Here is a 22,926-nt window from a genome sequence, read left to right on the forward strand (position 1 = left end):
ATTAAAATTATACTAATATCCTTCTTCATCAATGCGTGACAAATTATCATGTTCAGTGATGCAATACCTCCTATTAATCCTTGGCTTAACATAAAAACCACTATCTTTATTGAGATAATCTGCCAGAAAACATTTTATATTATTCCTTATTGTGTCTAACATATTATCCAAACAACCTATACTTTTAACAGGTTGTAGTTTATTTCTCCTCAAGTCCCAATAACTTAATTCTTCTATACCAGCAATCTCTCCAATATTAGAAAATCCACCATCAAGAGCTGCAAGAGCTGCTATTGAAAGCTGCAATTCCATGCCTGCCCTACAATCTTTCATTGCTGGGATGCTGCCAGTCTTGTAGTCAAAAATCTTAACTAAGCCACTATCTCTATCAACTTCAATTCTGTCACATCGTACCTTTATCGCAACCTTCTTGCCTTTTATAAAAAAAGATATTGCACCATCAACTTCACCAAAAACATTAATATTCCCTTGTAATCTTTTCTGATGCATTTTTATAAAATCACAAATAATTTTCTGCAATAATGGAATAATAGAAAAATCAACTTTTGGCAAAACTAAATTTGTACCAAGCAAATCAACTATCATTTCCCTAGATATTCTTTTAACACTATCAGCATCTAACACAACTTTTTTGCTTACTACCATATCAATCAACTTGTGTGCAATGGTGCCAATATTAACATTATTATCTACATCTAAATCAATTTTTAGCTTTCTATGCAAGCCCAAAATATTCTCCACATAAAAACCATATGGATTATTTAATAGGGATTGCAACTTACTAACAGAGAGTTCCACAGGTCGCATATGCAATGGTGGACTTGGAGATGGTGCAATATAATGACTACATCTTTCAACATTTGTAAATGCTTTTGTTACTTGTATATCAACTATACTATGCTGTAATACAGAAACCATAGACAAACTCTTGCACAAAATATATAACTTACCAGAATGAATCAAAGACAATAAATACTCTAGATTAATTACATCCTCAAGTGTTGTAAAACCAAGATTCTTAATTGCACGCTTATCTAATATTGCTGGCCAAGCAGAGCCAGTAAATAAATTTTCATCACACAAATTAAGAACAAAAAAAATATCAGCATAAACAGATCCTGCATGCCGCAAGCCACACACTGTCAGCCAATCATTATCTGTGATTATAGGTGGATTAAAATTATGCATAGACCTAGAAATAAGGCTCTTATATTCTGTAAAAGAAATGCTCTCATTAACAGTAAAACTTCTACAACCTTCTGCAACAAAATCAACAAAGTTGCTGTTTAATTTATACCAACTATTAGACCCAGCAATCACAGATACAATCTTTAGATGATTAAGCCAAAGCACATCAAGAGACAAATCACCTACTCTCCAGCTTTCTATATATTTCAGTGTATTTACAAGCTTAGAAAAAAAATTGGTGAAATATTTAGGTTTAACAACCTTTCCTTTATAGTCCTCTACCCAACAAATCAATTGTTTAGTGCTATAAGCTGGTGCATATGACCTTAAAATTTCATCTTCTAAAAACAAAACACAGTTATACACTATATCAGAAGCAAACCCAAAAGAACAATATTGTGACTTTAACAATGATAATAAACTAGTTGAACTCCAGCCTATTTCTGTAAATTCTAAAATTAGACTAAAAAATATCATCTCTGGTGATGATAAGCATGAATTATAAGCCATGGCAATCATGCTGGTTTTAGTACAAAAATATTCATATGCAGCTCGTGCAACACTGTTATCACATACAGCAATACATATTTTCTGATCAATATACTTCCTACTAACCACATTCCAAACCCATTCAAGCTGCTGAAACAACAGGCCAGCTTCTACTATGGATGCAAAACCATCTAAATGCACCATATCATTTGACAATTTAAACATCATGATAAACCTACACAATAAAACATATTCAATATTATTTATATACAGCTGTTAAAAAAGACTGATGATGGAAAAATGGACTATCACTAGAAAGCTTTGCAGATAACCATTTCATACTCACACCAGTAAAAATAACTGCACCAATACCACTAGCTATATTGAGCATAAAATCATGCAAAACAACATCAGCAACAGGTAAATTGATAGCTATAAATGGCATTCTCTTTCCATTCTCTATGATTCTTCTTACTCTCAATTCATGATATTTATGTGCATCAATCATATCATGCTCATGTAAATATGCATCCCATCTATTTATAAACTCTACAAGAATCTCTAAGCTTTGCACACCAGCTGATTTCAAACAAATATCTTTTATCCCTAGGCCATAAGAATATAATTTATCCATAGCTAGACACATATCTTCTGTTATCAGCAACTCATCACCATAGAGAGCTAAATTCATATCATGCAAAATTTTCTTAGCCAAAAAACCACGAAGAGCCTTGCTAATTATTTTTTTACCTGGTGCCACATTTCCTGTTATGGAATGATCAATATCATAAATAGTAGATATTTGTACTAATTTACTAAAATCAATGTTACGAATTTTATAGCATAATGTGTTTGCAAATAATTTAGATGGAACAATAATATGCACACTATCACAAGCAATATCTGCAACAAACTTTGGCAACTCTTCTATGAGTTGAACAATGCCCTTTAATAAAAAAACTCTACTCATGAATAGAATAAAATTCTAGCTTATCTAATTAAAACAAAAAAATAAAATTTTGTAAATTATAGAAAAATATTTATCCTAAAACACAAATAAAATTATATTGGTTATACTTATGCTAAACACTAGAAAGCAAATCATGGTTTTTGATATAGAAACCATACCTGACACTAATCTTGCAAAAAATCTAGTAGGATACAATGGCAATAACATCAATGAAGCTCGAGAGCAGATGACAAACTATCATCTTAATATCACTGAAGGAAAAAATCCATTTTTGCGACAACCATTTCATAAAATTGTTGCCATCAGCTATGTAAAAATATTGGTACAAAAAAGCACTAATGATTTATATTTAGAATTAGAAGATATAAAATCAGCACTAACTACTAATGCTACAGAAAAAGAGTTAGTATCATGGTTTTTCCAGCTTATAGACAAACATCAACCAGGTTTAATATCATTCAATGGCAGAACATTTGACATTCCAGTGCTCAAATACAGAGCAATGGTTCATGGTATAGTTGGCAAAACATTCAACAACAGTGGTGACAAATGGAACAACTATAATCAGAGATATAACACTACTTATCACTATGATTTAATAGAAAGTCTTTCAGATTTTGGTGCATCAGCACGTATTAAACTTAATGAAATATGTGCAGCATTTGGATATCCTGGCAAATTTGGAATAGATGGTGCAAATGTTGCAAGCCTTTATGACTCTGGAAAAGTAGCAGAAATAAGGAACTATTGTGAAACTGATGCACTAAACACCTATCTAGTATATCTACGCTATGCCCTACATTCTGCAGCAATTACATTAAATGTATACAAAGATGCAATCAAACAAATTATAAACTTTATTGCATACTCCAATAAAGAACATCTAAATAAATTTCATCAAGCTTGGTTAGGAGCTGCTGACAGCTCAATTGATGCTGAAATCATAGCTACAAAAGTTGACAATACTGTACATTAATGTAAAATATTAAATACATTAATCTTCTTTGCACAATCATAAACATCATGACCTTACAAAGAATATTAGAAAATTACAATGGAGAAAATCCAGGCATTAAAACCAATTTAGCACGCATGTTAATACATGGTGCATTGGCTAACACAGGTAAAATGGTTATATTACCTGTTGATCAAGGTTTTGAGCATGGTCCAGATAAAAGCTTTGGCTCTAATCCATGTGCATATGATCCTGAATATCATATTACACTTGCTATAGAAGCTGGATTAAGTGCTTTTGCTGCACCACTTGGAATGCTAGAAGCAACAGCAGATAAATATGCTGGTCAAATACCACTTATATTAAAAATAAACAGCTCAACACTCCTAAATTCTAATACACTTGATCCATATCAAGCTATTTATGCTTCTGTAGAGAGTGCATTAAAACTTGGTTGCATTGGTATTGGCTTTACTATATATCCTGGATCAGATAGCTATACAAACATGATAGAATCTCTGGCACCAATAATAGAACAAGCCAAGCAATTTGGCTTAATTTGTGTTGTGTGGGCATATGCACGAGGATCTGGTATAAAAAAAATACATGAGACTGCGCTAGACATTGTTTCATATGCAGCACATATGGCATGCTTACTAGGTGCACATATAGTGAAAGTAAAGCCACCAACATATAATCTATTACAAAATCCTGCTTTAGATAAATCTTATCCTAAGGATTGTTTTAACTCCAATGATGAAAAAATAGCACAAACAGCGGCAATAAAACATATAATTAAATCTTGTTTTAATGGCAAAAGAATGGTTATTTTCTCTGGTGGTGCTGCTACAGATGAGCAAAACCTGCTAAAAACAATAGAGTGTATAAAAGATGGAGGCGGCAATGGCTCAATTATAGGTCGTAATGCATTTCAGCGCCCTAGAAAAGATGCACTGCTATTATTAAAACAAATTATCAATATATACAAATGAATACAGAAGTAGCTGATATAACTATTATAGGTGCTGGCCCGGCTGGTCTTTTTGCAGCATTTCAGGCAGGAATGCTAAACATAACCTCTAATATTATTGACAAATCCAGTGAAGTTGGTGGACAATGCACTGCTTTATATCCAGAAAAATTTATTTATGACATTCCTGGCCACTATAAAATAACAGCTGCCAATTTTATTGTAGAGCTAAAAAAACAAACTGATAGATTTAAGCCAAACTACTACCTATCTCAAGCTGTAGTTGACCTATCAGTCAGTAATAATATTTGGACTGCAACAACCTCCACTGGCAATAAAGTACTATCCAAAAAAATTATTATTGCTACTGGTGCTGGATTCTTTCAGCCACGCAAGCCACCACTTGAGAATCTTAGAGAATTTGAAGAAAAATCAATTTTCTATAAAATAACAAATATAAAATCATTTAATAATGAAGTGGTAATGATTGCTGGTGGCGGTGATTCAGCATTAGACTGGACCATTGAACTTGCAAACATAACAAAAAAAATATATCTAGTTCATAGAAGGGTAGATTTTAGAGGAAATCCTGCCACGCTAAAAAAAATTGAGGACTTTGCTCAACAAGGGCTAGTACAACTTATAACTCCATATCAACTGCAAGCTATCAGTGGTAGCAATGGCCAACTCAATAGTGTTACACTTAAAAACAGTAAAAATGAATATAAAACCATATCAGTAAAAAAACTATTACTATTTTTTGGCCTAGAATTTAATAATAAGGCAATGTTAAATTGGACATGCCAACCATCAGTTGAAAAGTCTTTTATAACAGTTGACCCAAGTACACAATCAACAAATATTCATGGTATATTTGCCATTGGTGACATTGCTACACATTCAAGCAAGACAAAACTAATAGTAACTGGATTTGCAGAAGCAGTAACAGCCTGTCATAGTGCTTATCAGCAGATAAATCAAAAAAAACCTGTTGTCCAATACTCAACAGTAAAAATTAAAAATCAACATGATGTAAAACAGGAAGCATAAAGCAAAAATTAACCTGATAGCTAAAATGAGTGAATAAATTTCATGTTGCTAAGGCCGATGAAAAAAAGATATTAAAATATCAGCACAATGTATCTTGAATGATAGTGTTACAGACTAGTGTTACAGACATTTAGAAAACACTTGTATTATCAACAGATAAAATTGTTAATCTAATTTAGAAGCAATTAGCCATGATTGCATTCCTGCAATTGCTTGATTACTAATGCTATATTAAAATAATCTGTGTATACATAAAATCAACCCTAATCAAAAAAATTTAGTACTGCCTGCATCTCTGCTTAATTTAAGCCATCATAAAATTACAGCAACAAGCACCATAATCAATAATTCAAAAGGCAAAAATTACAACAAAACCCAATATCTAATTATTAAATTTAACCATAAGTATAGACTACAATAAAACAAGTTGTTTGTTTGCCAAGAATAACATTATTTGAAACAATGCTAATAAATTATATTGAGCACATTGCCAATTCTCATACAACATTACAAACACTTAATATTAGACTTGCTATTAATGTTTACTATGTATATAACAAAATAATTCAAGTGAAATATACACAATTAGCTGTTCAATCTTCTATAAGAGACTGCTCACAATAATGCAAATTAACCACAACAAAAAACTAAAACAACAAAACACAATTGCCACAAAACAAGCTGTGGTTGTTAGCAATAAAACACTACTAAAATACCTCTATTACAAATATTGTCCAAAAAATGGTATTAACTATGAGTAATAAACATAAACCCCAAACAATTGATCAAATTAGATTATTAATCAATGAACATTTAAATAAATTGTGGACAATCTATAGCACAAACTACAAATCACAACTAATGCAAGCAGCGCATTACTCCCTAATGTCTAAAGGAAAACGCATAAGAGGAGCCTTATTAATAGGGTGTGCAAACATTTTTAATGCTAATTGGGAGCATTCATTATTGGCAGCTAGTGCAATAGAAATGGCACATGCCTACTCACTTATACATGATGATTTGCCAGCTATGGATAATGCAGATATGCGTAGAGGACAACCATCTTGCCATAAAAAATTTGGTGAGGCAGCAGCTATATTAGCTGGCAATACGCTGCTTTCATTATCATTTGAGTTGCTATCTAGCTATATGCTTGCAATCCCTTATAAAAAAAAATGTATGATAATACACAAATTATCAAAATCTTTAGGCTTTCATGGAATGACTGGTGGTCAAATGCTTGATATAATGAATAAAAATAAACATATAGGCATAGATAAAAGAACTAAGATAAATAAAATGAAAACTGGACAATTATTTATTGCAGCATGTGAAATTGGTGCAATGCTGGGAAATGCAGGTAATGAAGAAATTGCATTAATCAAAGAATATGCCACTAATATTGGCATAGCATTTCAGATTATTGATGATATACATGACAATCAAGATAAATCTAAACATACAGAACAATCTGATCTAGCAATAGAGCTTCTAAAAAATGCAAGTGGAATTATCAAAAAACTTAGAAACAATAATAATATATTATTACACAATATCACAAAGCACATCACATTGTCATTGCCAGCTTAATTACCTAAATAAATTTCATAATGTTATTCACTGCTCTTAATGCTAGTCTTTACTGAAGCTGTTTTCTTCTTATTGGCTGACTTTACCATGTTAGTGCTTTTCTTTGTAGCATTGGCTGCTCTAGTAGTAATTGATTTAACCTTTTCAGTAGATGATTCTTTTTTATCATCAGTCATAATTTTTGCTTTGCTGGTATTTTTTATCGTTTTAGGTGCTTTACTTTTCTTCAGTAAATCATTATCTATTGCATCATATTTCTTTTGCAGTTCACTAAAAGTAATCTCTTCATCTTTAGTTAAAACCTTTGTCAAAACAAAATTCACACCTTTTTCTTCCATAGCACTTCTAGCTATAGCCTCCCTAGCCTTCTCATTATTCATATAAAAATCTAACAACTCACGTCCATAGGAACCACTATTCCTAACTTGTTCCATAACATAATGAGTTAAATCATCATTGCTTAACTTTAAACCATTATCATTGCTTATGCTCATCAAAAAAAGTCCTATTTTCACTCTTCTTGCTGCCATTGACCGTACTATATCTAATGGCACATTGCCTAAATTGCCATTATCAAGTAACATTTTTTCCTCACGATCCAGAAGTGCTTTAGGCATAGGACAATCTATTTTTTCATCTAGTGCATCAAAAAGGTCTTTTATTTTGACACCTTTTATCATAGTATCAACCTTTTTATGTAAAGATGCTTTAGTATTGACTCTAATCTCATCTTGAGTGCAATTAAACACTTTTGCAAGATCATCATTGCTAATTATTTCTTCTTCTGATAAAACACTTAAAACTTTAACATTGGCTTTAGCTTTTTTACCTGCAACTTGAGATGATTGATAGTCATCAGGAAAAACAAAATCAAATGTCTTGTTTTCATTAGCTTCCATTCCTTGCAAGCCATCTTCAAAACCTTTAATCATCTGCCCATTTCCAAGCACAATGCGATAATTCTTGGCTTCACCACCTTTTATTAACTTATTGTCAACAAAAATCTCAAAATCAACATCAATAGCATCACCATCTAAGGCTTTCCTTCCTGCTTTAACAATAAAATTTTTCTGCTCTTTTTTTATAATTTCTATTTCTTTATCAACATCAGCATCTTTAACTTCACAAATAAAACTAGTCACATTAATGGTAGACAAATCTATCTTAGGCATAGCTGGCAAAACTTCAAATGTCAGCGTTGCTGAAATATTGCCTTCAGTCTCCTCATCTAGTTTTACATCCACATTAGTAGCTAGGTTAAATCTTTTACCTATTTCATTATGAACCTCTTTAAAGGCAGATTCTACAACCTCTTTGCGTATATCAGCACCAAATTTTTGCCTGACAACAAATGGACTTACTTTACCAACACGAAAACCTGGCATCCTAATTTTTGCAGAATACTCCTTAACTTTATCATCTACTGCACTGTTGATATCACTATCAATAAGATGAAATCTATATTCATATTTCAATTCATCATTAGATAATTCTTTTAAACTATAAGCTACCATAAAAAAAACCATTTATTTTAAGAAATATGGACAGGGGGACTTGAACCCCCACAGGTCACCCCACTAGATCCTAAACCTAGCGCGTCTACCATTCCGCCATGTCCACACATATGCAAATACATAGCTATACTAGTATTAATAATGAAAAATTGCAACAGAATTTCAGACCCACATAACAATTTGGCATATATAATCCAAAACTTTACCAGTAAGCTAAATAATTATTTAGCAATATATTATATTATAAACTTTACAAAGACTCAAATCTAAAAATAGTGAATTGCTTCCACCACTATAGTGTATGCAAGACATTTAGTAATAAGAACAAATCACAAAGAATTTTGAATATAATTGGCATAACTAGCAGTACTGATATAATAACTGAAATATTTCAATTAAATTCAAATCATGACACAAGTAAAACTATTCAATAGTTTACCAATAAAAATTATTGGTCAAAAACATATCAATAGAATACTTCATTTAATGACATATACTATTTAAAAAAACTTAATGCATTTACTATGCTGTTAAAACAAAAATTTGGAATGCCAGCACCAATAATAGTAAAAATAAATTATACAACATGCAATCTAAATAATTAACTTAATACAAACAAAATATCTAATCTAACAAACAGAATATTAATAAATCAAATAATTAATTAACACAAAAATTAATCATTATCCTAACCAGCTTTATCCCGCCTTTTTAACAAAATCTCACTCATTAAAACTTCCCAATCATTGCCATTAGACAAAAGTTTGTCTTTTGTATACAATAATTCTTCATGAGTTTCAGTAGAAAACTCAGAATTTGATCCCATAACTATTGCAGAAACTGGACAAGCTTCTTGACAAAATCCACAATATATGCATTTTGTCATATCTATATCATAAGATGAGGCTCTTCTCAGTCCATCATCCTTACCAACACCAGATTTAATAGTTATTGCTTGTGCAGGACAAACAACTTCGCATAGCTTACATGCTATACACCTTTCAATGCCAGTATCATAACAACGCAACATATGCTCACCACGGAAGTTACAACTCATTGCATTTTTAGCATAAGGATACTTAATAGTCACCTTACGTTTGAACATATTACATAACAAAAGCAGCATACCTTTCAGTATATCCCATAATAATATAAATTTTATGAAATCAAACACGGCAATAAATTTCTTTAACTTTGATTTCAAAGACATAGAAATTCTCTATTATGGGTTAGCAATATAATCTTTTGGATTCACAATTTCTTTCTTATTTAAGCGCATTGAAAAATTCAACTCATAATCTCTGCCATACTTCTTGTTTACAGATGCTATCAATTGACCTTTTTCAACCAAGCTACCAACAGTAGTTTCTATACTATCTAAATTAGCATACACAGACATAATTTTATTATCATGCTCAATAATAATTAAATTATTGTAATCTTTTAATTTATCACCTTTTTTTCTATCACCTATATAAACAATTTTTCCACTGGCAACAGACATAACATTTCCTGTAACTGGGCTCATTATATAAACTCTGCCCATTAACTTGTCTGTTTCTGACTGTCGATGAAAGTAACCCCTTGTCATGGGCATTATAAACTCTGGTAAGTCTTCTTTTTCTAATAAATTAGTGGAGTCAAATTCTATAACAACATCACTTTTAACATTTTCTAGAATAGGTAAATCTTTTTTTATCTCAACATTAGCAACTTCAACCTTATTAACAGCATTAGCAAAAATATTATCTTTGTTAACAGATGGTATATGTTGAGCAGTACCTAATTTAGTAGCATCTGTTGATAAGTTAGTATCAGCCTTGTTCTGCATGTCAACTAATGCCTGATTATTATAATCAATGTATGTAAATCCCTGATTATGGTCACTATATATAATAGGTTTAGCTATGTAGCTACTTCTATCTTTGTAAACCACTGGTGCTGGCTCTTGTATACAAGATAATAGTGTAAATGATATACACAATACAAAACAAAATCTTACCAGCATCTTGACTCAATGAGTGAAGCTATTATCATTATAGCAAATAATATCCTGAAAAGAATATATGTCAAACAATTTTAGACCAATGTCACCTCACATGGGTATATATAAATTTCCTTTTGCTGGACTTCTTTCTGGTGCGCACAGAATAACAGGTGCTCTAGCATACTTATATCTACTTTGCACTTCATGGTTGTTAATTTTTAGTCACTACTGTAAACAAGTACCAAAACTTATAACTTTTTTTGGTACTGGTAACATAGGCTTTATTCTTATGTCTCTTTTTCTTGTTGCTGCTTTTTACCATACATTCAATGGAATTAAGTATTTACTCTGGATCACAGGCAAAGCTCATAGTGTCAAAGCAGTAAACAGCATTGGCATATTAACAATATTATTAACAATTATTACAAGCATATTATATATTATACTATTGAAAAAATTATGAAAAAAAATTTCCAAACACCACTATATAAAACTAAAGGATTAGGATCTGGGAACAATGGTGTTCTATTTTGGTTAACCCAACACCTTACAGCAACATTTATCTTATTAGTCATCCCACGTGCTATATATTTATTTTGCTGGACTGTAGCTAAAGGAGATTTAAAAAATGGTGCAAACTTATCTAATCTAATCCACAAACCATTGAATGTTTTAATTCTTTGGCTATTTTTATTACTTGGGTTATCCCATGGTGCTATGGGATTTGGCCTAGTGCTAGAAGATTATGTAGAACCTAAATGTATTAGAGTGGTCTTTAAGATAGGATTTCAGCTTATTACAGCAGTAACTATAATAGCATTAACAGCAATGCTTTATAAAATTCACTAATTATGTAATAAAAACATTAGATTTTCTAATCAATGATATTAATACAAAAGCAGTAAACTCTAATGATACAGTAACTGAAGCAAATGGCACTCCATAACAGTAGTCAATAAATAATCCTAGTGCTGTAGCTGTTAAAGAAATAATTAGTGAATAAAAAACCATTGATGGTATATTCTTGGCATAAAACCGTGCAATTGCTGCTGGTATTGTTAGTACAGAAGTAACCAAAAGTATACCAGCAATCTTAATTGTTACTGCTATAAAAAGTGAAAGCAAAGCATAATATTCCATATCAAGTCTCTTTTTATTGGGTATATCAACCATAGATAAATCTTTACTAACAGAAATCAACAACCATTTGTCCCAACGCAAATAAAACATAAAAATAGCAAGCAGCACCAATGTTAATGCAACATAAATATCTGTAAAACTAAGACTCTTAACCTCACCTAACAAAAATTCTTCAAAACTCTCATAACCAGAACCTTTGAAAAAGAAAACTATCACAATGCTAAAAGCCATCAAACCATTGGCCAGTATACTGACAACCAAATTTTCACCATGAGCACTATTGCTAAGATTAACTACTATAACTGCTAACATTAAAGACATTGCTGCCATAATTAACATTTGGTCAATATCAACAAATAATGCTACTGCAGCCCCAATCATTAAAGAATGAGACAAAGCATCACCAAAATATTCTATCTTACGCCAAACCACAAAACACCCTATAACTGCAGCAACTGCAGCAATTAACAACACTACAACAATTGAACATATGGCTAACATAAAAAAAATATTTTAATATCTTGTCTATAGGTTAAAAAAATTGTATCAATACAACAAGCAAAAAATTAAAATATATTATGTCATTGATCAACTTCAAAATTCCAATGCTTATTGCAACAGAAAAAGCTGCAATAGCGGCATATTCATGGCTAGGCAAAGACAATAAGCATATGGCAGATCAAGCAGCAGTTAGTGCAATGCGCAAACAGCTCAATTTAACTAATTTTCATGGTACAATAAAAATTGGCGAAGGAGAACGCGACAAAGCACCAATGCTGTCAATAGGTGAGATAGTTGGAAATCAAAAAGGAATAAGGCTTGATATTGCTCTTGATCCACTTGAAGGAACTTCAATGTGTGCCAAAGGAGAGAGTGGCTCACTGTCAGTTTTAGCAATTGCACGACCAAACACAATATTACATTCACCTGATGTTTATATGGATAAACTTATCACAAGCTCAGACATAGAACCATCATCTATTGATCTAAACAAAAGCCTTACACTAAACCTAAAAGCTATTGCTAAACAAAAAAAAAACATGTAAATGAGCTAAATGTTATAATTTTAGATAGACCAAGACATAATGAAAAAATTAAAGAAATTAGAGAACTTGGTTCAAGGGTATTATTAATTAGAAATGGTGATATTGTTGCAGCAATAAAAGCTGCCACCAATGAAGCAGATGTATATATTGGCACAGGTGGTGCACCAGAAGGTGTGCTTGCTGCTGCTGCAATAAAATGCCTAGGTGGAACTATACAAGGACGTCTAATATTTAATAATGACACAGAATGGCTAAGGGCAAAAAATATGGGTATAGATAATAAAGATAAAATATATACAGCTGAAGAAATGATTAAAGGTGATACAGTCTTCATTGCCACAGCTATTACCAATGCAATGGGAATGAATGGTATAAATATCTATGGTGAATGGCTAAATATTGAGTCAATTATAATGTGTACTGAAGACCAGAGTATTACAAACATAAATAACACATATAAGGTAAATAAACATGCAGAGACCTATTATACTAATAACTCTTGATATTCAATATGGATCCAAAGATGGATATTCCAACCGCGATTGGTACTGTTTACGTGCTGATTATTCACGCACTATCAGAGATCTTGGGGGTACACCATTCTTGACACCGTACTCAACACCTAGCATAAAGCACTACCTAGAAATAGCAGATGGAATAATATTTAGTGGATCTGATTCCAATATAAGACCTGAGACCTATGGTGAAAAACCAATCAAAAAATTATTATACAATGAATTACGCTTCAACTTTGAAAGTATTCTTATGTCAGAAGCACTTAAAACTAATATTCCAATGCTAGGTATTTGCGCAGGTGAGCAATTAATGAATGTTGTCTGTGGTGGAACGCTAATACAGCACATACCAGAACAAATACCAAATGCATTAAATCATAAATCAACAGATGCCAACAGAGCTGAACTTGTTCATAATATAACAATTGACAAAAATACTAAACTCTTTGAAATTATTGGAGAAACTGAAATTGTTGTTAATTCAACCCACAATCAAGCGGTTAAAACAACAGGAAAAAATATAAAAATTTCTGCAACTGCAAAAGATGGAGTTCATGAGGCAATTGAACACACAAACAAGGAATTCTGTATAGGTGTTGAATGGCATCCTGAGTTACATTCTAGCAAACACGACACAAAAATCTTCACAGCTTTTATGGAGGCTGTAAAAAAATATAAACAAAATAAATATGATAAATTCATTAACCATATGCCTTAAAAATTTTAAAATGCTGTTAAGATGTAAGCATAGACAAAAACATCAACAAGACATACAATATTACATCAAATGTCTAGTTAACTGCCATATGCTTTTTTATGCTGATACTCACGTGCACTCCAAATATTCCAGAGCAACAAGTAGAAATCTTGATCTGGAGAATATGTATATATGGGCAAAAATAAAAGGAATAAACGTTGTAGGAACAGGAGATTTCACACACCCACTATGGATAAAAGAATTAAAAGAAAAACTTATTCCTACTGAATCTGGATTATTCCAACTATCACCACATATAACATCTAAAATAAATCAAACACTTCCTGTATCAGTTCGCAACAATATTGTATTGTTCACACTGCAAGTAGAGATATCTACTATATATAAAAAAATGGAAAAAGTAAGAAAAGTGCACCACGTTGTATTGGCTCCAAGCTTTGAAGCAGCTGATAAAATAATTGTTGAACTTGCCAAAATTGGCAATCTAGCCTCAGATGGCAGACCAATATTAGGATTAGACTCGTGCAATTTGCTTGAAATAGTAAAAACAAGTGATCCTTATTCATATTTAATACCAGCACACATATGGACACCTTGGTTTGCTGCACTAGGCTCAAAGTCAGGATTTGATTCAATAGATGAATGTTATGGCACCCTGTCACAAGAAATATTTGCAGTTGAGACAGGATTATCATCTGACCCACCAATGAACTGGATGGTTGGCTCACTTGATAGATTTAGACTTGTATCTAACTCTGATGCACACTCACCAACAAAATTAGCACGTGAGGCCACAGTATATAATACAGAACTAAGCTACTTTGCTATAATGCAGTCATTAAAAACTGGCAATGGATATCAAGGAACACTAGAATTCTTCCCTGAAGAAGGTAAATATCATATGGATGGTCATAGAAAATGCCATATACAAATGATTCCTAGTGAAACAAAAAAACATAACGGTATTTGTCCATCTTGTGGCAATCCAATTACTATTGGTGTGCATCATAGAGTTGTAAATCTTGCTTCTAGAACAATGGAGTCAGCCATAAATTCACCACCACCAAATGCCGCTAAATTCACCAGCCTAATACCATTAAATGAAATCTTATCTGAAATACATAAAGTGGGTCCAGGCACCAAAAAAGTTATGAAAAACTACAATCATCTTATTAACACATTTGGTTCAGAGTTATCAATACTTATGCATACCTCTGTAGATGAATTACGCCAACATGATTCCAGTATATTGGCGGAGGCCATAAGCAGACTTAGATCAAAGTCTGTAATATGTAATGCTGGTTATGATGGTGAGTATGGAATTATTAAACTTTTTAAGCCAGATGAAATAAATAACACATTACCAATTTTCCTGCCTATCACTCCAACAAAAAAAACAAATAGATCATTAGATGGCAGAAATATCAAAAATCAGAGAACTGAACCTAAAGAAAAATATCATTGTATCAATAATACAAATAAATTTGATGCAGAACAAAAACATGCAGTAGAACATATAAACAGCCCATTGTTAATAATTGCTGGACCAGGCTCAGGTAAAACAAACACACTATCACACAGAATATGTAACATGGTTAGCAAACATCAAATATTGCCTGAAAACATACTAGCTATAACTTTTACAAATAAAGCTGCAAATGAGATGAGGCATAGACTAACAAATCTTATACCTGAGAGTAGCCAAAAAATCAATATACATACCTTTCATTCAATGTGCCTAGAAATGCTACAAAAGTGGCATAATACAATTGATATACCTGCTGATTTCCAAGTTATAGCAGAGACTGAAAAAATAGCCATAATCACAGAAAATGTCAAACTAAGTACTACAAAAATACGCAGCACAATCAAAGAAATATCAAAAACTAAATATTTTCAGCTAACACCATCATCTAGTTTGCTAGAAATAATCACAAAATATGACAATATACTCAAGGCTACAAATAAGATTGATTTTGATGATTTAATTCTAATGTCTATAAAAATGCTAGAAGAACAAGCAGATATATGCATATACTACCAAAAAAAATATCAGCATATATCAATAGATGAATATCAAGATATTGATCATAATCAATATAGATTAATTAAACTAATAGCAGGCAAAACAAACCATATATGTGCAATAGGTGATCCAAATCAGGCAATATATAGCTTTCGAGGAGCAGATATTTCATATTTCCATAAATTCTCCAAAGACTATCCTAACAGCAAAACTATAACTTTAAAGCATAATTATCGCTCTAAAAGTCATATTATTGATCTATCAAACAGTCTGCTAGGGCTCCCTAAGACACATAATAATCAACATACAGAAAACATTTTATCATACAAAACATCATCTTCTCATGATGCAGCAAACAACATTACAAAAACAATAAAAAAAATTACTGGTGCATCTGATTCATTGGAATTACAAACTTATACAAAACAAACAATTGATGAGCTGTCATTTTCAGACATAGTCATATTGTATAGATATGATACACATTCTAAAATCATTATTGATGCTCTCAACAAAGCTAACTTACCTTTTAAAAAACATAACTCAAAACCACTGATGCAATCCAAAATAGCTGAGGGTATTATGCATCATATTAATACAACCAAACCAAAAAATATAGCAGATGAAATACAAAAATATACAACAGAAATATTAAACAATGAAAATAAATCTGAGTTAAGCAATATATCAGCAAAAATGATTGATCTAGCACATAAGAGTAAAAACAATATTAAGCAATTTAAGCATGAATATATCTTAGCAGAACAATTTAATGACAATCACAATATAAATGCCATCAATCTTATGACATTACACTCAGCAAAAGGACTAGAATTTAATGTTGTTTTTATATTTATGCCAAATGACCTTATAAAACACAACAATCGAGAAAAAGAAAATGCTGCAGAAGAAAAGAGATTGCTATATGTTGGTATGACGCGTGCTAAGTTACAGTTATTTCTTAGCTGGACACAAAAATCTAAATTTGCCCCAACAATAAAAGGAATAAAAAGCATAGCTATAAAAAATACACAATATCAAACACCTAGCATAAAACAAATGCAATTCTCAATGGATAGTTATTAACACATAACAAATGAAACATTTTAAAAGATTAATGCTGTTACTGTGAATTGCCTATTTGTCTATTCCTATTTATTAACTCCATAACTATTTCTTCCACATTACTTTCTAAAGAATTGACATCTATAACTTCCAGTCCTTCACAGTCAAGCTCTTTAACAATTTGCGTTAGAGAAAAATCTCTATTGCATCCAGCATCAACAGATTTAATGCATATCATTTTATCACCTACACGCTCAATACCATAGTGAGCTAAACGGCTAAAAACATTATCTGATAGTGCTTTATTTAATTCTAATGTTAATGATTTAGTGCCAAATTGTTCAAACAATGCCTTTTTGGAGCAATTAACAATTATGTTGCCAGAATCTAATATTGCTATTGTACTGCAAAACCGCTCTATCTCTTCCATGTAATGAGTAGTTAACATAATTGTAACTCCACTTTTATTAATATTCTCTATACATTCCCATAGCCTGTGCCTTGATTCAATATCAAGACCAGCTGTTGGTTCATCAAAAATAACTATAGGAGGTGAGTGAATAATTGCCTTTGCTATAAGGAGCCTACGTTTCATTCCACCAGACAATCCTCTTGGCTTAACATTGGCTTTATTATCTATTCCTAACATCTCCATAATTTCTTTTACTCTGCGCTCTTTCTTGGGCACACCATAGAATCCAGCATAATAATACAATATATCAGAAACTGTAAAAAATGGATCAAAGACAAGCTCTTGAGGAACAATGCCAACTGAACGACGAAACATCAGTAAATCACTCTCTAAATCATAGCCATCAAGTTGCACTGTACCTGACGTTTTCTTAACCATTCCAGCTATAATGTTAATCATTGTTGATTTACCAGCGCCATTGGCACCTATAAGTCCAAAAAAAGCACCTTTTGGAATGCTTAAACTAACATTATCAAGAGCAAGCACACCAATACCATCCTTATATCTCTTGCTAAGATTCTTAATTACGATAGCATTAGACACACCTACATAACTCCCTTAGACTTTAACAGAGATTGCAAATCACCAGAAATAAACATCTCACGAACAATATCACAACCACCTACAAACTCACCTTTAATATATAACTGTGGTATAGTAGGCCAATCAGAATAATCCTTAATTCCTTGACGCATCTCATCATCTGCCAAAACATTAATATCTAAAAAATCTACATTTAAATCATCTAAAACTTTTACTACAAACTGAGAAAAGCCACACCTTGGCTCTTGTTTCTCACCCTTAATAAAAAGCACTACATTATTTTTCATAATCAAATTTTTTATCACTATTGCAACATTATTATTTGGCACATCTGACATAACTACTCTTTTGCCTCCACTTCTATTTTCAATGCATGAACTACACCACCAATAAAATCATTGCCAAGCTCTTTCTTAATAATCTGCTGTACCATTCTATGACACATTAATGAGCTATGACCTAAGAAGTCAGATGAACGTACAGTAATAGAAAGATGCTGGTCATCGCCCATATAATCATCCACAGACAATTCTGGATCTGTTAAATTTTTATGCAAAGCTTCTGTTATCTTTGTCACATTAGACACAACAAACACTATAATTCATCATTTACATGCATACTAGTATACAACACTTACAAAGTAATGCAAGAGCAAGAACATTGATAGCACCAACAATGCAATATATAAATTTTCTTATTAAAAACAACTTGTTCAGCTAAATGAGCATTAACAAAAAGATAATAATCAAAATAAACTTTATATAAGAAATATCTATCAAGACCTTACTGGTAATTTAAATCAACTCTAACAGAAATTAAACCTGTTAAAACATCATGTTTAACAAAGTTCTTTAAAAAAACCATTAGCTCTGCCATTAGCGTATCATATAAAGAAAAATTATCATGAAGAAATATATTATCCATAAAAACTATTTATAGCATAGGAGTAAATAATAATAGAATAGAACCCCTTCCTGAATATTCAAAACATTAAAAATGGACATCAGTAGATACAACATAAAATGAGATCAAATAATCTCAATATATCTAGCATTACCTCACACACCTCTTTTGTAAAAAAGTTGCAATTGAAGTATCATATGAAGAGCATTTATAGATTCAGCAATAGCACTAGATAAATTAACATCAAGTTAAAAAACGTATATACTAATAGTGGATTACATCATTTAACTAGAATTGGACTGCCTGTTAACCTTTTGGATCAATAACAACAGAATTAAAGGCAATTCAGATTTACCCTCTGAATGCCTCAAAAATAGTAGCACATTATATTAATAATCTCATCACAATTAGCAGAATCATCAAAAAAATTAATAAACTTACCAAAATAATTATCAAAACGAGAATGAAGATCAGAAGGAAGCTTAGTAAATTCAGTAGGAGCATTAGTTATAATATTCTGTGCATTATGAAAACAGGAACATTATAATTATCTGAAATAAAGATGGTCTTTATTAACGTATAAAACAATAATATTTAGATAATGATACATAAAATAACTAGTATCAGAATTATTTTTATTATTTTCTGCTTGATTTCTATTTATTTCTTTATTGAAATACCTATTTGCTTCATATTTTTCATAAATTTCAACATTATTGCTTAGTTTTCTGTCTTTTCAGATCAAGACACCTTATAGTTCTTTGCAACAATTAGTCATGTAGTTTTTGAATTATCTTAATGTCTTTGAGTGATTATAGAGATGAAAAACCTTTTATTAATATGCAGCAAATCATATTGTAAAAAACCATTTTTATAATCCCATTATTTTACAATAAAATATTTTTGTCTTTATATATTTGTATCTATTATCTTTACATTTAACGCTCTGGATAACCTATCAGGTAAGCTAATAATAAAATTATTTCATCTAAAACATTTTATACAAATGCCTATTGGAAAATAATTAGCTCTATGATTGAATTAAAATTAACAATTATGTATGTAGTAATGTTAGTTTATCAGGTTAATGCAGAACTATGTAATTACCTAAATTATTTATATCATTTTTATATAAAGTGGTATATTATTATTCTACAAATGGAGAGATGGCTGAGTGGCTGAAAGCGCTTCCCTGCTAAGGAAGTATAGGGTTTCCCTATCGAGGGTTCGAATCCCTCTCTCTCCGCCAATAATTTTCTTCAATATACTATTTATAGGGCATTATATAAAGTTACTATTTTTTCGTTCCCACATGCATTCCCACATTTTAATTTAATTTAAATATATAAATTACCTATAAATTGTTAGATTAATTTCAGATCAAGAATTAAAAATATACTTATCTCTTTAAAGATATCGTTGCCAAATTCTCTTCCTATTTTTCATGAAAACAAATTTTTTATATTGCATAGAATAATTACCATTAAATATTACAAATATTATGTTAATTCATATTCTCTGCATAAATTAACAATAATATTTAAACCATACTCCTCCTTTTATTAAACCAATAAAAATATCTTGTCTTGGCTAATGGCTAAAAACTTCGCGCCAAAACTATTTTATTTTTTGCCCTAAAAGGCTGTAGGCTCATATTTTCTAAGGATTATCACGCGCCAAAACTCGTGCCAAAACTCTAATATTGTCACCTTTATTGGCACATAACCCTATGTAATACTCATTATAACTTAATTTTACAAAAAAATTTTATGACAAACAAAAACATAATAGCATTAGCTTTTTCACCAAAAGAAACAGCAATTTTAATTGCCATAGGTAAAACAAAAGTATTTGAATTAATTAAAAATAAAGAATTAAAAAGCATCAAAATTGGAGCAAGAAGACTTACTATATTAGCAGCAATTAAAAATTATATAACACAGCTGGAGGTGAGTAATGATTAGTGCAAAACAAACAACACTTTCATTAAATGGCACCTGGCCTGGTATTGGTATGATTGTTATGGAACTGCATATTGCCCTTGTTACAATAATACTAAAACTCCTGCACTATCTATATCAGAAGACAATGATAAATTACTTGTTTATTGTCATGCAGGATGTGACAGTGTGGATATATTAAAAACTATAAGTGATCAATTTGGATTAAATAATCTCAACAAAGAAAGAAAAACAAACAAAAATATACAAGAATATATAGATAAAATCTTATCAGAATGCATTCCATTAAAAGGAACTATTGCAGAAAAATATTTACGTGAAGAACGCAACATAAAAATTGAGCTAAATGATAATTTATTATTTCATCCAAAATTAGAACATAGTTTTTCAAAAAATCATTATCCTTTCCAGAAAACAAAAATTGGAATGATATTGATAAAAATAAATTTTATTCATTTGCTCCAAAACAATATATGCAAAAAAACCCATACCATTGTTAATAGGATCTGAGGCAAAAACTAACTATCCTATTGATGCCCGGATGTTTAAAAGGATATAGTGGTTGCAATAGAAGATATAACACAAGCACCCATAGAAATAGCAGTACAATCTGCACTAAGTATTGCTTCATTATGTGTGTAGCATATTGCAGAGGTAGAAACTCTTAATGGATTTAAGCCATGTTCTCTTTTTTGTTTAACAATTGCAGAATCTGGAGAACGTAAAAGCTCTTGTGACAATTTGTTGATGAAAGCAGCATTTGATGCACAATTAGAGTTATACAAAAATTATCGTAATGAATTAGAAAAATATAGAATCAATGAGAAAGTATTTAAAATAAAAGAAGATAAAAAATTAAATAAAATACTAAATAAGAAAACTCAAAATTGTGATGAACTCAATACTATTCCCCCACCTATGTCTAGCGCTATTGTTACTACTGATCCTACTTATGAAGGTTTATTTAAATTGTTTGAAGAAGGAAGACCTTCTGTTGGATTATTTTCCAATAAAGGAGGTCAGTTTATTGGTGGCCATGGGATGAATAAAGAAAATAGAGCTAAAACAATTTCTGAATTTTCAAAATTTTGGGATGGAACCCCACTGAATAGAACTAGAGCAGGATCTGATTGTTCTAACATTTATAAAAAATGCCTTTCAATTCACATACTAATGCAACCTAAAATATCAGAATTATTGCTTTCAGATATTTTAACAATAGAGCAAGAAATCTTGTTGCATTTTCTTATTGCATATCCTGTAAGTAAGATTGGATATAGAAATAAAAATTTTTATAATGTTGAATCTGAAGAATGCATTAGAAATGCATGTAAAAAAAATAAATAAACTATTGTTGACAAAACTCAATATCGAAAAAAACACAATAAATGATTTGGTAATAGAAAAAATACCACTATCACATGAAGCAAAAAACATTTTACATGAATTCAGCCAGTATATTGAAAAACAGCAACGTAAAGAAAATAAATACCATCATATAAAAGCTAATGCATCTAAGGCTAGTGAAATGTGTGCAAGAATAGCAGCAGTATTAACCTTATTTGAAAATAAAAAAACATCTAAAATAGAAGCACACAATATGCAAAATGCCATAAAACTTACTGAAGTCTACCTCAATGAGACAAATAATATTATGAATAAATATACTGCATCACAAGAAATACTACATGCTCAAAAAATACTAGAATGGTTGCAGTATAACAAAGAAAAAAATCCTTCACTGTTAACAAGCTGATGCAAAAAGCCCCTAGACCTAGACGAAAAGAAGATATATTGCAAGCT

The 22,926-nt window shown here is 31.1% G+C and carries 22 protein-coding genes, 2 tRNA genes and 2 pseudogenes; 14 read left to right on the forward strand and 12 right to left on the reverse strand.

From position 1 onward, the window contains the following. Nucleotides 1-12: 12 nt before the first annotated feature. Nucleotides 13-1,926 (reverse strand): RecB family exonuclease, encoded by a 1,914-nt coding sequence (locus tag AABI72_RS01660; protein ID WP_338363777.1) that lies wholly within the window; start codon nt 1,924-1,926, stop codon nt 13-15. A 31-nt stretch (nt 1,927-1,957) separates the two neighbouring features. Continuing rightward, entirely contained in the window at nt 1,958-2,668 is a 711-nt protein-coding gene (locus AABI72_RS01665; protein ID WP_338363780.1) for a hypothetical protein, read from the reverse strand. Nucleotides 2,669-2,777: 109 nt separating this feature from the next. Here AABI72_RS01665 and AABI72_RS01670 point away from each other — a divergent pair, with 109 nt between their 5' ends. From AABI72_RS01670 to AABI72_RS01685, 4 genes are all read left to right on the forward strand, one after another. Next, nucleotides 2,778-3,644 carry a 3'-5' exonuclease gene (locus AABI72_RS01670; protein ID WP_338363782.1) on the forward strand — a complete coding sequence of 289 codons (867 nt, stop codon included), beginning with the start codon at nt 2,778-2,780 and terminating at the stop codon, nt 3,642-3,644. 47 nt (nt 3,645-3,691) lie between these two features. Continuing rightward, nucleotides 3,692-4,615: a class I fructose-bisphosphate aldolase gene (locus tag AABI72_RS01675; RefSeq protein ID WP_338363784.1), complete on the forward strand. Its 924-nt coding sequence runs from the start codon at nt 3,692-3,694 to the stop codon at nt 4,613-4,615. Beyond that, nucleotides 4,612-5,643 carry an NAD(P)/FAD-dependent oxidoreductase gene (locus tag AABI72_RS01680; RefSeq protein ID WP_338363786.1) on the forward strand — a complete coding sequence of 344 codons (1,032 nt, stop codon included), beginning with the start codon at nt 4,612-4,614 and terminating at the stop codon, nt 5,641-5,643. Before AABI72_RS01675 ends, AABI72_RS01680 begins: the two co-directional genes overlap by 4 nt. A gap of 753 nt (nt 5,644-6,396) precedes the next feature. Continuing rightward, the gene (locus AABI72_RS01685; protein WP_338363788.1) at nt 6,397-7,233 is read left to right on the forward strand and encodes a polyprenyl synthetase family protein; all 837 of its coding nucleotides are present in this window, start codon (nt 6,397-6,399) and stop codon (nt 7,231-7,233) included. Between the two features lie 23 nt (nt 7,234-7,256). Here the strand turns inward: AABI72_RS01685 and tig are convergent, their stop codons facing one another. The 4 genes from tig to AABI72_RS01705 form a co-directional block, all read right to left on the reverse strand. Next, entirely contained in the window at nt 7,257-8,747 is a 1,491-nt protein-coding gene (gene tig, locus AABI72_RS01690) for a trigger factor (RefSeq protein WP_338363790.1), read from the reverse strand. Between the two features lie 25 nt (nt 8,748-8,772). After that, nucleotides 8,773-8,853, reverse strand: a tRNA-Leu gene (locus tag AABI72_RS01695). Between the two features lie 582 nt (nt 8,854-9,435). Further along, a complete protein-coding gene (gene nuoI, locus AABI72_RS01700) occupies nt 9,436-9,921 on the reverse strand; it encodes an NADH-quinone oxidoreductase subunit NuoI (RefSeq protein WP_338363837.1) in 486 nt (161 codons plus the stop codon). Nucleotides 9,922-9,969: 48 nt separating this feature from the next. Next, complete coding sequence (locus AABI72_RS01705; RefSeq protein ID WP_338363792.1) at nt 9,970-10,755, reverse strand: M23 family metallopeptidase; 786 nt, start codon at nt 10,753-10,755, stop codon at nt 9,970-9,972. 58 nt (nt 10,756-10,813) lie between these two features. On the opposite strand from AABI72_RS01705, the gene sdhC reads away from it, so the two are divergent. Further along, nucleotides 10,814-11,197, forward strand: a complete 384-nt coding sequence (sdhC, locus tag AABI72_RS01710) for a succinate dehydrogenase, cytochrome b556 subunit (RefSeq protein WP_338363794.1) — start codon at nt 10,814-10,816, stop codon at nt 11,195-11,197. Then, on the forward strand, nt 11,194-11,583 hold the full coding sequence (gene sdhD, locus AABI72_RS01715; RefSeq protein WP_338363795.1) for a succinate dehydrogenase, hydrophobic membrane anchor protein: 390 nt from the start codon (nt 11,194-11,196) through the stop codon (nt 11,581-11,583). The genes sdhC and sdhD overlap by 4 nt, the downstream gene beginning before the upstream one ends. On the opposite strand, the gene AABI72_RS01720 is transcribed toward sdhD, so the two are convergent. Then, a complete protein-coding gene (locus tag AABI72_RS01720; protein WP_338363796.1) occupies nt 11,584-12,375 on the reverse strand; it encodes a metal ABC transporter permease in 792 nt (263 codons plus the stop codon). Between the two features lie 104 nt (nt 12,376-12,479). Here AABI72_RS01720 and glpX point away from each other — a divergent pair. The 3 genes and pseudogenes from glpX (at nt 12,480) to AABI72_RS01735 (ending at nt 17,265) form a co-directional block, all read left to right on the forward strand. Then, nucleotides 12,480-13,423 (forward strand): annotated as a pseudogene (glpX, locus tag AABI72_RS01725) (class II fructose-bisphosphatase). Beyond that, nucleotides 13,392-14,153 (forward strand): gamma-glutamyl-gamma-aminobutyrate hydrolase family protein, encoded by a 762-nt coding sequence (locus AABI72_RS01730; RefSeq protein WP_338363797.1) that lies wholly within the window; start codon nt 13,392-13,394, stop codon nt 14,151-14,153. The pseudogene glpX and the gene AABI72_RS01730 overlap by 32 nt, the downstream one beginning before the upstream one ends. Before the next feature lie 88 nt (nt 14,154-14,241). After that, nucleotides 14,242-17,265, forward strand: a complete 3,024-nt coding sequence (locus AABI72_RS01735) for a UvrD-helicase domain-containing protein (RefSeq protein ID WP_338363798.1) — start codon at nt 14,242-14,244, stop codon at nt 17,263-17,265. Nucleotides 17,266-17,302: 37 nt separating this feature from the next. On the opposite strand, the gene AABI72_RS01740 is transcribed toward AABI72_RS01735, so the two are convergent. The 4 genes and pseudogenes from AABI72_RS01740 to AABI72_RS04980 all read right to left on the reverse strand — a co-directional run. Then, on the reverse strand, nt 17,303-18,259 hold the full coding sequence (locus tag AABI72_RS01740; RefSeq protein WP_338363799.1) for an ABC transporter ATP-binding protein: 957 nt from the start codon (nt 18,257-18,259) through the stop codon (nt 17,303-17,305). Between the two features lie 2 nt (nt 18,260-18,261). Further along, entirely contained in the window at nt 18,262-18,597 is a 336-nt protein-coding gene (grxD, locus tag AABI72_RS01745) for a Grx4 family monothiol glutaredoxin (protein WP_338363801.1), read from the reverse strand. Between the two features lie 2 nt (nt 18,598-18,599). Then, nucleotides 18,600-18,836, reverse strand: a complete 237-nt coding sequence (locus AABI72_RS01750) for a BolA/IbaG family iron-sulfur metabolism protein (RefSeq protein WP_338363803.1) — start codon at nt 18,834-18,836, stop codon at nt 18,600-18,602. A 693-nt stretch (nt 18,837-19,529) separates the two neighbouring features. Then, nucleotides 19,530-19,682 (reverse strand): annotated as a pseudogene (locus AABI72_RS04980) (hypothetical protein); the annotation flags it as partial. Between the two features lie 640 nt (nt 19,683-20,322). On the opposite strand from AABI72_RS04980, the gene AABI72_RS01755 reads away from it, so the two are divergent. From AABI72_RS01755 to AABI72_RS01765, 3 genes are all read left to right on the forward strand, one after another. Next, nucleotides 20,323-20,411, forward strand: a tRNA-Ser gene (locus AABI72_RS01755). Nucleotides 20,412-20,931: 520 nt separating this feature from the next. After that, complete coding sequence (locus AABI72_RS01760) at nt 20,932-21,126, forward strand: hypothetical protein (protein WP_338363806.1); 195 nt, start codon at nt 20,932-20,934, stop codon at nt 21,124-21,126. A gap of 165 nt (nt 21,127-21,291) precedes the next feature. Then, nucleotides 21,292-21,633, forward strand: coding sequence for a hypothetical protein (locus AABI72_RS01765; protein ID WP_338363808.1), 342 nt, complete (start codon nt 21,292-21,294; stop codon nt 21,631-21,633). A gap of 35 nt (nt 21,634-21,668) precedes the next feature. On the opposite strand, the gene AABI72_RS01770 is transcribed toward AABI72_RS01765, so the two are convergent. After that, nucleotides 21,669-21,863 carry a hypothetical protein gene (locus tag AABI72_RS01770; RefSeq protein WP_338363810.1) on the reverse strand — a complete coding sequence of 65 codons (195 nt, stop codon included), beginning with the start codon at nt 21,861-21,863 and terminating at the stop codon, nt 21,669-21,671. On the opposite strand from AABI72_RS01770, the gene AABI72_RS01775 reads away from it, so the two are divergent. Further along, nucleotides 21,826-22,470, forward strand: a complete 645-nt coding sequence (locus AABI72_RS01775) for a DUF3987 domain-containing protein (protein ID WP_338363839.1) — start codon at nt 21,826-21,828, stop codon at nt 22,468-22,470. The two genes, AABI72_RS01770 and AABI72_RS01775, sit on opposite strands and share 38 nt — an antisense overlap. Then, on the forward strand, nt 22,448-22,879 hold the full coding sequence (locus AABI72_RS01780; protein ID WP_338363812.1) for a DUF3987 domain-containing protein: 432 nt from the start codon (nt 22,448-22,450) through the stop codon (nt 22,877-22,879). Before AABI72_RS01775 ends, AABI72_RS01780 begins: the two co-directional genes overlap by 23 nt. Nucleotides 22,880-22,926 lie beyond the last annotated feature (47 nt).

This window comes from Candidatus Xenohaliotis californiensis, from assembly GCF_963930935.1.
Classification (GTDB): Bacteria; Pseudomonadota; Alphaproteobacteria; order Rickettsiales; family CAWVOK01; genus Xenohaliotis; species Xenohaliotis californiensis.

Coding starts and splice junctions, on each gene's coding strand:
- AABI72_RS01660 (WP_338363777.1), bottom strand. CDS start 1,926: ATGATGTTTAAATTGTCAAATGATATGGTGCATTTAGATGGTTTTGCA.
- AABI72_RS01665 (WP_338363780.1), bottom strand. CDS start 2,668: ATGAGTAGAGTTTTTTTATTAAAGGGCATTGTTCAACTCATAGAAGAG.
- AABI72_RS01670 (WP_338363782.1), top strand. CDS start 2,778: ATGCTAAACACTAGAAAGCAAATCATGGTTTTTGATATAGAAACCATA.
- AABI72_RS01675 (WP_338363784.1), top strand. CDS start 3,692: ATGACCTTACAAAGAATATTAGAAAATTACAATGGAGAAAATCCAGGC.
- AABI72_RS01680 (WP_338363786.1), top strand. CDS start 4,612: ATGAATACAGAAGTAGCTGATATAACTATTATAGGTGCTGGCCCGGCT.
- AABI72_RS01685 (WP_338363788.1), top strand. CDS start 6,397: ATGAGTAATAAACATAAACCCCAAACAATTGATCAAATTAGATTATTA.
- tig (WP_338363790.1), bottom strand. CDS start 8,747: ATGGTAGCTTATAGTTTAAAAGAATTATCTAATGATGAATTGAAATAT.
- AABI72_RS01705 (WP_338363792.1), bottom strand. CDS start 10,755: ATGCTGGTAAGATTTTGTTTTGTATTGTGTATATCATTTACACTATTA.
- sdhC (WP_338363794.1), top strand. CDS start 10,814: ATGTCAAACAATTTTAGACCAATGTCACCTCACATGGGTATATATAAA.
- sdhD (WP_338363795.1), top strand. CDS start 11,194: ATGAAAAAAAATTTCCAAACACCACTATATAAAACTAAAGGATTAGGA.
- AABI72_RS01720 (WP_338363796.1), bottom strand. CDS start 12,375: ATGTTAGCCATATGTTCAATTGTTGTAGTGTTGTTAATTGCTGCAGTT.
- AABI72_RS01730 (WP_338363797.1), top strand. CDS start 13,392: ATGCAGAGACCTATTATACTAATAACTCTTGATATTCAATATGGATCC.
- AABI72_RS01735 (WP_338363798.1), top strand. CDS start 14,242: ATGCTTTTTTATGCTGATACTCACGTGCACTCCAAATATTCCAGAGCA.
- grxD (WP_338363801.1), bottom strand. CDS start 18,597: ATGTCAGATGTGCCAAATAATAATGTTGCAATAGTGATAAAAAATTTG.
- AABI72_RS01760 (WP_338363806.1), top strand. CDS start 20,932: ATGACAAACAAAAACATAATAGCATTAGCTTTTTCACCAAAAGAAACA.
- AABI72_RS01780 (WP_338363812.1), top strand. CDS start 22,448: ATGCATGTAAAAAAAATAAATAAACTATTGTTGACAAAACTCAATATC.